An 11,786-nucleotide genomic window follows, 5' to 3' on the forward strand; every position below is an offset into this window, starting at 1 on the left:
AATAGGAGACCTTCTGAAATAGCAGAGAATCATAGATTTGGATCAAAGAATTCTCCTTCCTCTTAATTTCCAAAATACTGACTAAATATTTATAATGCACCGGCCGTAATGGAATCAAAAATTTCGGCAGGAACTTTTTATGGTATCCTGCCGAATTAAGAAAGAAAATATTAGACTTTTGGTTCCCAGCCTTTCTGATAAGCTCTTTTCCAAAGTCGTTGAGCTGGTTTGTTATTTAGAATATGACCGTTTTGGGGGTCGACATGCAGGGTCTCTCCTGTTCGCTGGGCGATATTTCCCAGCTGACAAAGCAAGGTACTCATATGTCCGCTGACAATATCGGAATTTAAGGGAGTACCCTGCCGGATACTTGAAAAAAGGTTTTGAATATGCAAACTGTCTAGATTTTGGGCAGGATTAGCCAAATCTCTGGCATCTATTACAGTATCATTCTTCACCTCTTTTACTAGGTTGTTTTTAAGGTCATAAATGGAATAGGCATTCCCTCCGTCAATTTTGAGTGCTCCAGTCTCTCCATAGAACATCACGCCGACGCTGGCCCCTTCAATAAGGTGTCCATTACAGCTTCTGCCTTCCCAGGTGATCTTGGAGTTATTATCAAATTCCAAACTGATTGTTTGGGTATCCGGAGTCTCCCAATCATCATCATAACGGTACCTTCCCCCTGCAGAAGTCACTCTAGTGGGGTATTCTACTCCAAGCCCCCACCTAGCTATGTCCACCATATGGGTTCCGTTGTTCAATGCCTCACCAGTACCCCAGTTCCAGAACCAGTGCCAGTTATAATGTACTAAATTATCCCGGAACTCTTCCCGTGGAGCAGGTCCCTGCCACAATTCAAAATCCAACCAATCCGGAACGGCCGTTTTTTTCCCGACACCTATTGGTCCTCGGTTATTGGTATACCATGTCTTTGCGTAATAAGGCCGGCCAATTGCCCCACTTTTCAACTCGGCAATTCCAGCTATCACATTTGGCCATGACCTTCTTTGATTTCCCATCTGAAGAACCCGTCTATATTTAGAAGCCGCTTCTATCAGGAGTTCTCCTTCATTCGGATTATGACTCGCAGGTTTTTCGAGATAAACATCCTTTCCCGCCTGACAAGCCATGATGGCTGCCGGCGCATGCCAATGATCTGGAGCTGCTACCACCAAAACATCTACGTCCTTATCCTCTAGACTCTTTCTAAAATCAGGAACAGCTTTGGGTGAAAAATCCTGAATTTTACCTACGGATCCGATGCATTTCTCTGCCGCCCGCTTATCCACGTCACAGATATGGATTACCTCACAATTGTCCTGTTTGGCAAAATTGCCAGCAAGGGCATTACCCCTGCTGTTAACTCCCATTACCGAAACCTTGATACGGTCATTGGCACCAACTATTTTACCGTAGCTTTTTGCCGAAAAAGACGGCAACATACCTGCTAGGGAAAAAACGGTCGTACTGGCTACCGCCTTTTTTATAAATGTTCTTCGTGAATCGTTCGTCTCGTTCATATGCTTATGTTCTGGTTAGTACCCCGGGTTTTGTTGAAAATCTGCTCCCAAATTTAAGTCAATTTGACTCTGAGGAATCGGCCAGAGGCGATTATGCTCCTGGATATTTGCTCCCGGCAACATTGGGTTGTCATTGTATCGTCGGGTTCTTTCTATCAATTTGTTGGTACGGAGCAGCGTAATCATTCTCATTTCCTCAGCATAGAGTTCCCGTATACGCTCATCCAAAATATAATCCAAATCAACATCGCCCGGACTTACCGGTGTAGCGTTGGCTCTTCTACGCACCTCATTGATATCCTCCGCCGCTGCCGGGGTATTGCCAACCCCTAGATAGGCTTCCGCACGGAGAAGATAGGTCTCAGCAAGTCTCATAGCATAAAAATCCGTATGAACGGCACCTCCACCACCTTGGGCTGGATTGTCAAGCGTGGCCTGAATTACCGGCTCCCAGGTCTTCATGAAAAACGGATAAATGTAATTGGTGGTGTCTTTCAATAAATTTCTGCTACCTGCGGGATAGAGGGAGAGGTCTATTCGTTGATTGTGAAATGATGATTGGGGATTATCAAAAAAGAAGTTTCGCTTTATGTTATGTTCTGCGTTTCTGATATCGTTTTCCCAATCGCCCTGCCATACCTCGAAAAAGACCAAATCTGTCCCTCTGGATCTGGCGACTTGCCTGCCTAGTGTATCTTGAAACCCAGTGTGAAAGGAAGGTAATCCATCTGGCGTGGTTCCAAAACTAAAGGTGCGTGGTCCATAAATACCTGACCAATAATTATTACTTCCTCCTATAGGCATTTGAGGTTCAAATTGTATCGCCCATATCGTCTCCGTATTTGTAGCTGAATTTTGGTTCCCATACCTAAACAAATCGTAGTATACGTCTCCCGATCCAAATACGTCTGTTTGAGCCCCGAAACGCTCTGTCATAAGCGCATAATCATAGTCATCTATTACCTGAGAGGAGGATTCAACTGCCAATTCAAATTTGGACTGGGCAAGATACGCCTCTGTCAACAGATGAAGAGCAGCACCCTGAGTGAGACGGCCCGGTGCCTGCTCCGCGCCAGGGGCGGGGAGGTTTTCCCCGGCAAATATTAAATCCTCCTCAATAAGTTGATACACCTCTGTCGCGGGAGTTCTGACAAAATCCACTTTGGCTTCTCTTATCGGCTCTCTATTCAGCGGAATGTCTCCCCATAATGTCACTGCAATTCGATATGACCAGGCCCTGAAAAATTTTGCCTCAGCCAAGTATTGATTTTTTTGCTGGTCACTATTCCATGTAATTTCTTGCGAATTCTCTATGACCTCAATTAATATATTAGCCATTTGAATGTGTTTGTACAGATATAGCCACCAATTGCGGATCACGGGGTACTCAGGATGTACACTTGTTTCATAGTTAGTCAAAAACCTTTGACCACCTGGTGTCTCGCCATCATACCCGATATCTGTACCCAATCCAAACAATCCGAAGCTCTGATCGCCGCCATTTCTATACCATCTTAATCTCACATCCGAATACAGGCCTATCAACCCTTGATTTACCCCTTCTGGTGTAGAATAGGCATTAGTAAGTGTTAGAAAATCAAGCGGTCTTTCCCGCATCAATTCGTCATCCATACAACTTGACAAAAGGAACACTGCAAAAACTAGGCTCAATCGTCTGTAGATAACCTGGTTTATATTTATAATTATAGTTCTCATGATTGATTCTTTTTATTAAAAACTAAGTTTTACACCTAAAATCAGGTTTCTCATCATCAAATCTGTCACCCCTCCAATTTCGGGATCGAAGCCCTGAAAATTGGTCCACGTGTATAGATTTTGTCCGGAGAGGTACGCTTGCAGATTTTTCACTTTCAAGTTATCCAACACACGTTGATTGAAACGATAGGATAAGGAAACGTCCTGTAACCGGACGAAACTACGGTCCTGATAATTTCCAGATGTAACGGTAGGATAATTATAGACAGCAGGAGCATCACTTACACCGTTAAACGGAGTCCAATTCTCCCGGATCGCCGGCATATTGATCCGGTTGGCATAGTCGAAATCAGAAGTAGCTTCTAAGAGCTCCCTGTTATTCTGAATATAATATCCATTTCCTCCCTGTATTGAATTAAGCGTAAAAGACAAGGTAAAATTTTGATAGTATAAATTATTCCCAATACTAAAACGATAATTGGGAGTTGCATACCCCACGATTTGCCTGTCCTCTGCCGGATTTATTTGGTTGTCACCATTGATATCCTCAAGTCTGAATTGGCCGGGATAAAAGTTACGGTGTGTTTCTCCATTAAAAAACTGCTCTTCTGTCCAAACTCCCCCAGCCCGTTTATAGTCGAAAATGGCGCTGATGGGATGTCCTATAAACCATTGGTTTCCAATATCGTCTTTCCCATCTCCATATAAATCAACGATTTGATCCCGGTTTAACGCAAACACAAACCTGCTTTCCCATCGAACAGGACTGATGACATTTACCGTCCGTAATTCCAGTTCAACGCCCCGATTTTCAATGCCTCCAATATTCGTCCATACGTTATTGAACCCTGTGGCCCCCGGTAGGGACCTAGTTACCAAGACATTGTCGGTATTTGCAACATAAAAATCGATTTCACCTGAAATCCTGTCCTTAAATAAAATATAATCTATTCCAAAGTTAGTGGATCTGGTAGTTTCCCATCCCAAAAGCGAATTACCGAGAGTTGTAGGTCCAATTCCAATGGCGGAGGACGCTCCAAAAACATAATCCAATACGCCCATGCGGGTTAAACTAGAGTATCTCCCAATACCTTGATTTCCATTTTCGCCATACGATACCCTGAATTTCATAAAATCCAGCCATCCATTGGTCCCGTCCATAAAATCTTCCTCAGATAATGTCCAGGCAGCAGAAACGGAGGGGAAATTGGCAAATTTGTTATTCTCGCCAAATCCGGAGAATCCATCTCTCCTGAATGTCCCCGTAAGTAAGTACTTGTTGTCATACACATAACTGAACCGTCCCATATATCCAACAGCTCCTTCCTCCCATGCGCCGGAACTTATGGTAGGTTGCTCTGCAAATCCCACATTGTTGTATCCAAGTATTTCATTGGAAAACCGCACAGCATTTATTCCATTGCTATTCCCAAATGACCTCTCTGTCGTGTACACAAACGTCCCGCTCAATCTATGGCGTTCTGCAAATTCAGTTGAATAGTTGACGATATTGTTAATGACCCAATCAGTGGTATTGGAATTATTAATAATTGCCTGACCGTTTCGAATCAGCCCATCATAAACGGTACTAGGGTGGAATGTGTTGTTTGAGACAGTGTTTTGATTGTTAGAATAATTAAATTCATACGTTAGGCCCTCGATCATGGGAACATCAATGCGGGTATAGGCCGTGGCAAATAGATTTTTACGTAATTCTTCATTTTGAGACAATTCCCCACTTAGCGGATGTCTCATCAAAAACTCATCGTTAAACAATGCCGGATAAACGCCATTCTCATCGTATTTACTAGCCAAAGGACTGGCATTTCTAGCGTATAGCATGCTTGCCGGAATTCCTGAATGATCCCGAAAAGAATATAAGGTGTTTAACCCCACAGTGATCCAATCGACCAATTTCCCTTCGATTTTGGAGTTGAGGGTGGTTCTTTTAAATTGGTCATTCACCTGTACCCCTTTCTGATCAGTGAAGGAACCCGATACATAGTAGCTAAACCGGTCTCCAGAACCTCCAATACTCAGATCGGTATTAGATACGGGTGCAGTTCTTGTAATCTCATTTACCCAGTTTAGTTCATTTCCAGCCAGATAATTAGCACGCTCATCTTCAGATTGAAGTACGCCCAAAACCAGATTGTCAGTTCTCTCAGGGTACATGGGTCTGCCTCCATTATCTGTCGCACTAGTTGGATTCTGACCGTACCAACCGTAAAGGGATTGCATGTAAGTGTAATCTATTAGTTTAGTTACATACTGATCCGCATTCATCATCCTCACCGGTTGATTAGTGTAATCTTGCACACCGTAATAGGAATTGATATTAATCGTAGGTTCTTTGCTTGTTCCCTTTTTAGTAGTTACAATAATTACCCCATTAGCAGCCCTAGATCCGTAAATTGCGGCTGCCGATGCATCCTTCAACACATCTATTTGCTCTACATCCGCCACATTTATATCAGAAATTGCACCGTTGAATATTATCCCGTCCAAAACGATAAGCGGACGTTGACTGGCGGATAACGTATTTTGGCCCCTAATTGAAAAACTGGGTTCTCCACCTGCTCTAGCCCCTCCCTGTACATTGAGGCCCGGAGAGAAGCCCCTTAACGCCTGCATTAGGTTCATATTGGCAGCCGGTGGAACGTCGTCCATAGATACACTGACCACCGAACCTGTGAGGTCACTTCTCTTCACAGTTCCATAACCGACTACCACTACTTCGTCCAAGGACGAAACCCCTTCGGAAAGTGTTATGTTGATAACGGTTTGGTTCCCAACTTCTACGGACGTAGATTCAAAACCGATAAAGGAAAATACCAAGGTTGATCCTTCCGGAACAGTAATTGAGTAATCCCCATCCATATCCGTAACTGCTCCTATGGAGGTCCCTGGAATTGAAATTGTTGCACCAGGAATTGGTTCGCCACTGGAATCTACTACCTTACCACTTATAGTAATATCAGCCATCCCCTTTTTCGGCATAATGGATCCCGAATTCTCCTCAGCCTGTAAAACTGAGGGAGCTAATCCGAACATCAGCGCCAAAATGCTGACCCACAACTTAAGGATTCCGGATCCATATTGATTTCGATTTTCAGACCGATTGGAGGTGGGCCTTTGCCCTCTTTCCAGTTTTTTAAATTTGTAATTGTTTTTCATCATTGATACATTTTTGCATGAAGTTAAAATATAAGACACCCTGATTGTTTACCTTACCGTAAATGAATACATTTTCATTTTATCGCTTACTGAACTTTTTTTAACTAATTTAATATTTTAAAATTTAATCTTTATTAATCGGAAAGATTTAATTTAATCTTGATAAATCCTTATTGTACTATCAATTGTCTGTTTTTAAATCAAAATAACCAATATGTCAACAACTAAAATGGGTACGTTACCGAAATTTAAACCACCTCAGATATTTCCAGTTTATTTCTTGCTTCTTAGCTTGTTTACCATCTACGGTAACGTACCCGAAATTTTAAAATATTATTTAAGATAAAAAAGTTATTCATCAAATATTTATCAATTTCATCAATATTAATTAAAAGTGTAAAGTGGATGTCATTCTATCTACTGGATACCAATGCCGGTAGGATTCACTTTGAGCGGTTCCTGGAAGTATTTCATAGTGGTAAATGAATGTCTATCGACAAATCTATGGAATCTGGTAGAAACAAGGTAAAATAATGTGGTGGATTAGAGCGAGACGAGCTACATGCCCCGTTTAGAAGTTAGGCCCACAGTAGCTCGCCAAATACGGTTGCAAAAGAAGCAACATCCGTCAATCCTACCGCCTTGCGGCCTAACGGTTATCTTTTTAGTCAGTAATAGACCTACTGAAAAACCCACCCGACAAATAATCCGTAATTGGGCTTAAACGTCTTTTCTGGACCATATTGATCCAAATTGGCACCTAAGCCAAAGCTCAAATCATTTAACTTCAAACCAGATCGAAGCTGGAGGAAGCTCCTGGCATGATGATTCTGCTGAATGCCATGTACATACATAAATTGGAACCTAGTATATAGGTTCGTTTTAGGACTGACCTTAGGTTTATACTCATAGATGCCGAATAGCTCCGCATTTTTACTAGAACTCAAGAAAAAAGTGGCGATGGTCACTGCTACCCATTCCCTGTTGGCAACCGAATGCTGCGCCCCAACTACAGGGGAAAAACCCACCACGTTATTGACGGTAGTCCCTGCTACCAAACCGAAACCCTTATAGAAGTTGTAATTAACCAACACGGGCATTACCTGGTCCAAATCTTCCTTTTGGTTGTTATAACTGGAGGAAAAGGTGGCTACACTTAAAAATCCAAACTTGCTTTGCGGAGTAAATTTTTTCTTTACCACCATTTGGAAAAAGAGCCTGTTATTTCCGGCCATAAACTCTACTGGCGTAGGTACTTTAGGAACAAACTCTTGTGCATGTCCGAAATAAAAGATTCCAAGAAACAAGGTCCCGAAAAGAATTATTGTTTTTAATCTGAAGATTAGCTTTGTCAGAAATATCATGGGCTTTGCATTAATTAGTTTATGCAAAGCTCAGGTAAAAACGGAAATTAAACGTTGCCCTATGTCAATGATCCGAGTTAAAGTTTAGCTTTGATTCGGCTAAGGGTGTAGGGAGTGATTCCCAAATAGCTCGCAATTATCTTGTTTGAAAGTCTGCTTAATATTGTTGGTTGATGGGCCATCAGCCATTTTACCCTTTGCAGGCTGTCTGATCCCTGGAAATCGTAAATCCTCTTTTGAGTAGTGATATAAGCAGATTCCAAGATTTTTCTATAAATAGCGTTCACCGCAGGTTCAGTTTCCACCAATTGATAAAAATCATCCCTGTGAATAGATAATATCGTAGATTCCTCTACACACTGAATGGATTCAAATGCAGGCTGTCTACTGATTAAGCTTGTAAAACAAGTCCCGAATTTGCCCTCAAAGGCAAAATACCGTGTATTCTCCACGCCTTCCTTATTGACAGAAAATAGCCTCATACACCCGGAAACCACAAAGTAATTGTGTTTGCAGACTTCTCCTTCACGCAATAGGTATTCATTCTTCCTATAGGTTCTTTCCTTAAAATATGGAGCTAAGGTATTTAGCCTTTCTTCACTGATCTGGGATCTCTCCTCAAAATAAAGTTTGAGTTTAGGGTGCATAGAACTAATTTAGGCAATCATTTGGAAAAAGCGCAATTCTTTTGGACCAATAGGTGATTTAGCCCTAACTTCCCCAAGTTTTGACCCCGATACCATGCCATTGTTTTAGATAAACATGTATTAATTTTGTATTTCAGTAAGTATGAGCCTTGAAATGGCTGCAAATAATCTCAGAATGAAAACACTTGAAGAGTTAGAAAAAAAAATGTGTACCCCATCTTCCGATCTGATTAGGGATATTTCCCTTTTGGATGGAGACATCATTATATTGGGGGTTGGGGGGAAAATGGGTCCTAGCTTGGCCAAGCTTGCCGTAAATGCCATAAAAATGGCAGGTATAAAAAAGAGGGTTATCGGTGTGTCCCGGTTTTCGGAAGAAGGCATGAAAGAGGATTTAGAAAACGCAGGCGTGGAAACTGTCAGTGCCGATTTATTGGACGAGAGCGACCTTCATTCCCTACCCCATGCGAAAAACGTACTCTATATGGCTGGGAAAAAATTTGGCACCAAGGGCAATGAACATTTCACTTGGGCAATGAATAGCTACCTTCCAGGAAGAGTAGGCGAAAAATTCCGCAGTTCCCGAATAGTAGTCTTTTCTTCCGGCAACATCTACCCATATATGGAAGTAGGTTCAGGAGGAGCTACCGAGTCCACTCCCGCTGGACCTGTCGGTGAATATGCCATGTCCTGCTTGGGAAGGGAACGGATTTTTCAATACATCAGCGACAAACACCAGATACCTCTCTTGATATACAGGTTAAATTATGCCATCGACTTGCAATATGGGAATCTTATGGAAATAGCTAAGATGGTCTATGAAGAGAAGCCAATAGATCTCACGAATGGATATATGAACGTGATCTGGCAGGGTGATGCCAATGAAATCGCCATTAGGTCCCTGCTCCATTGTGAAATGCCTGCCAAAATTTTGAATGTCACCGGCCCTGAGACCATTTCTGTCCGAAAAGTAGCCGAGGCATTTGGACAGCTATTTGAAGTCACCCCTCAATTTGAAAATACAGAGGCTCAAAATGCACTGCTGAACAATGCCTCTTTAAGCCATCGCCTTTTTGGCTATCCCAAGGTGACGCTCAACGAAATGATTGAAACGACCCACTCCTGGGTGATCAATCAAGGCAAAACACACAATAAACCTACCCATTTCCAGGAACGATCCGGGAATTATTAATCTTTCTGAACGAATTTATTCATGAAAATACTTGATCAAAACATTATAAACCTACTCCATGACGGAGTCGCCATACCAGCCCACCCCCTTGCATTGACAGCCGAACGAAAACTGGACGAAAAAAGGCAGCGGGGCCTTACCCGATATTACCTAGCCTGCCAAACAGGAGGCATTGCCGTAGGGGTACACTCCACCCAGTTTGAAATACGTGACAAAGAGGTGGGATTATTTGAACCGGTTCTCCGAATGGCCATGGAAGAAATCAACCAAGCCAACATTTCTAGGCCCTTTGCAAAAATAGCAGGTGTGGTGGGACCAACCGATCAGGCACTAAAAGAAGCGGAACTGGCTGTCGAAATAGGATATGACTTGGCACTTTTGAGTGCGGGAGGTCTGGGCGACTGGTCGGAGAAGAAACTGATTCAGCGAGCTGAACAGGTGGCGGAGATTATTCCGTTGTTCGGCTTCTACCTTCAGCCCTCGGCAGGTGGTAGATTGCTAAGCTTTGATTTTTGGAAAGATTTTGCCGAAATACCCAATGTGCATGCCATTAAAATGGCGCCATTTAACCGATACCAATCCCTGGATGTAGTCCGTGCGGTCCTCTCTTCATCCAGATATAAAGAAATTGCTTTGTATACAGGCAACGATGACAATATTGTGGCAGATTTGCTGACAACGTACCGCATGCCCATCGAAGGCGAAATCAGGGAAAAGGAAATCGTGGGGGGATTGTTGGGCCATTGGGCGGTTTGGACAAAAAAAGCAGTTGCCATGTTGGAAACTGTCAAGGGGGTAAAGAAAACGAACCAAGCAAATTGGTCTGAACTATTAACTTTGGGAATACAGGTCACAGATGTCAATGCGGCAATTTTTGACCCCCACCACCAGTTTCACGGCTGTATTCCAGGCATTCATGAAATCCTGCGAAGACAGGGGCTTCTTGAAGGCCGATGGTGCCTAAATCCTAATGAGGAACTTTCTCCCGGACAGATGGAAGAAATAGACCGTGTTTATGCCTATTATCCAGACTTAAATGACGACGAGTTTGTTAAAGAAAATTTAGCTGCATTTTTGAAATAATCATTTGTTGAATAATGACTGAAAAGCGTAATCTATCCGGCGTAAAAGAGATAGCCCGGAGGGCAAACGTGTCCATAGCGACCGTAGACCGGGTTATCCACAACAGGCCCGGTGTGTCTGTAAAGACCAAATTAAAGATAGAAGCCATCATCAAAGAGCTGAACTACCAGCCCAATGTTTTGGCTAGTAGGCTGGCCTCCGGAAAAGTGTTCAAGTTGGGAGTCTTAATACCAAAAAGCTCAGTATATTCAGACTTTTGGGATGCTCCCCTGAGAGGCATTCAACGGGCAGAAGCTGAAATAAAACAATATGGCATCTCGGTAGAGATTTTCTTTTTTGATTTGCCTGAAAAAAGTACGTTTACAAAAGCCGTTCAGCTTCTAAAGTCTTCGGATTTTGACGGCATTCTTATGTCACCTTCCTTCCTGGATGAATCTGTCGATTTTTTAAGGCATTGCCAACACCAAAATATTCCCGTAGTATTTATTGACAGTAATATTGAGGATCAAAAAACCCTGTCTTACATAGGTCCACCTCTCTTTCAAAGCGGATTTCTAGGAGCCAAACTTTGTCAATTATGCATTTCATACAGTTCGAAAGTACTTCTGGTAAATATCTCCAAACAAAGCAAAAGTTATAATTATCTTCAAATAGAAAAGGGGTTTAAACAGTATTTTGAAAACATGTCCAGTTTACAAAAATGCATCAAGTTGGACATTAACGAAATTGACCAACCATCAATCGAAGTTCAGTTGAAAAAAACTTTTCTGCAACATCCCGAAATCGGGGCAATTTTTGTCATGAATTCTAGGGTTTTTGCAGTCGCTGCTTACTTAGAACGGCAAAACTTACCTCATATCCAATTGATTGGTTATGACTTTATATCAGAAAATCAACGGTACCTGAAAACGGGTACCATCAATTTTCTGATCTGCCACAAACCCGAGGAACAGGGATACAAAGGAATAATGAGCCTTTATCACCACCTAGCCCTCAACTTGCCTGTGGATATGGAATATTACATGCCGATAGATATTGTAACACAAGAAAACATGGATTTCTATCGATAAATTTCGGTCAGGTA

At 42.3% G+C, this 11,786-nt stretch carries 8 protein-coding genes; 3 read left to right on the forward strand and 5 right to left on the reverse strand.

From position 1 onward, the window contains the following. Positions 1 to 170: 170 nt before the first annotated feature. The 5 genes from FQ608_RS08765 to FQ608_RS08785 form a co-directional block, all read right to left on the reverse strand. The gene (locus FQ608_RS08765) at positions 171 to 1,523 is read right to left on the reverse strand and encodes a Gfo/Idh/MocA family protein (RefSeq protein ID WP_158857549.1); all 1,353 of its coding nucleotides are present in this window, start codon (positions 1,521 to 1,523) and stop codon (positions 171 to 173) included. Between the two features lie 15 nt (positions 1,524 to 1,538). Then, the gene (locus FQ608_RS08770) at positions 1,539 to 3,239 is read right to left on the reverse strand and encodes a RagB/SusD family nutrient uptake outer membrane protein (protein WP_158857551.1); all 1,701 of its coding nucleotides are present in this window, start codon (positions 3,237 to 3,239) and stop codon (positions 1,539 to 1,541) included. A 15-nt stretch (positions 3,240 to 3,254) separates the two neighbouring features. Further along, positions 3,255 to 6,419: a SusC/RagA family TonB-linked outer membrane protein gene (locus tag FQ608_RS08775; RefSeq protein ID WP_158857553.1), complete on the reverse strand. Its 3,165-nt coding sequence runs from the start codon at positions 6,417 to 6,419 to the stop codon at positions 3,255 to 3,257. Between the two features lie 677 nt (positions 6,420 to 7,096). Next, positions 7,097 to 7,780 (reverse strand): hypothetical protein, encoded by a 684-nt coding sequence (locus tag FQ608_RS08780; protein WP_158857555.1) that lies wholly within the window; start codon positions 7,778 to 7,780, stop codon positions 7,097 to 7,099. A gap of 77 nt (positions 7,781 to 7,857) precedes the next feature. Beyond that, positions 7,858 to 8,427: a Crp/Fnr family transcriptional regulator gene (locus FQ608_RS08785; protein ID WP_158857557.1), complete on the reverse strand. Its 570-nt coding sequence runs from the start codon at positions 8,425 to 8,427 to the stop codon at positions 7,858 to 7,860. Between the two features lie 175 nt (positions 8,428 to 8,602). Between FQ608_RS08785 and FQ608_RS08790 the strand changes: the two genes are divergently transcribed. From FQ608_RS08790 to FQ608_RS08800, 3 genes are read left to right on the forward strand one after another with little or no spacing between them, the layout of a single operon-like run. Further along, entirely contained in the window at positions 8,603 to 9,619 is a 1,017-nt protein-coding gene (locus FQ608_RS08790; protein ID WP_158857559.1) for an NAD-dependent epimerase/dehydratase family protein, read from the forward strand. A gap of 21 nt (positions 9,620 to 9,640) precedes the next feature. Then, complete coding sequence (locus FQ608_RS08795; RefSeq protein WP_158857560.1) at positions 9,641 to 10,702, forward strand: dihydrodipicolinate synthase family protein; 1,062 nt, start codon at positions 9,641 to 9,643, stop codon at positions 10,700 to 10,702. Between the two features lie 14 nt (positions 10,703 to 10,716). Then, positions 10,717 to 11,772: a LacI family DNA-binding transcriptional regulator gene (locus tag FQ608_RS08800; RefSeq protein WP_158857562.1), complete on the forward strand. Its 1,056-nt coding sequence runs from the start codon at positions 10,717 to 10,719 to the stop codon at positions 11,770 to 11,772. Positions 11,773 to 11,786 lie beyond the last annotated feature (14 nt).

The organism is Lunatibacter salilacus, assembly GCF_009797935.1.
Lineage (GTDB): Bacteria > Bacteroidota > Bacteroidia > Cytophagales > Cyclobacteriaceae > Lunatibacter > Lunatibacter salilacus.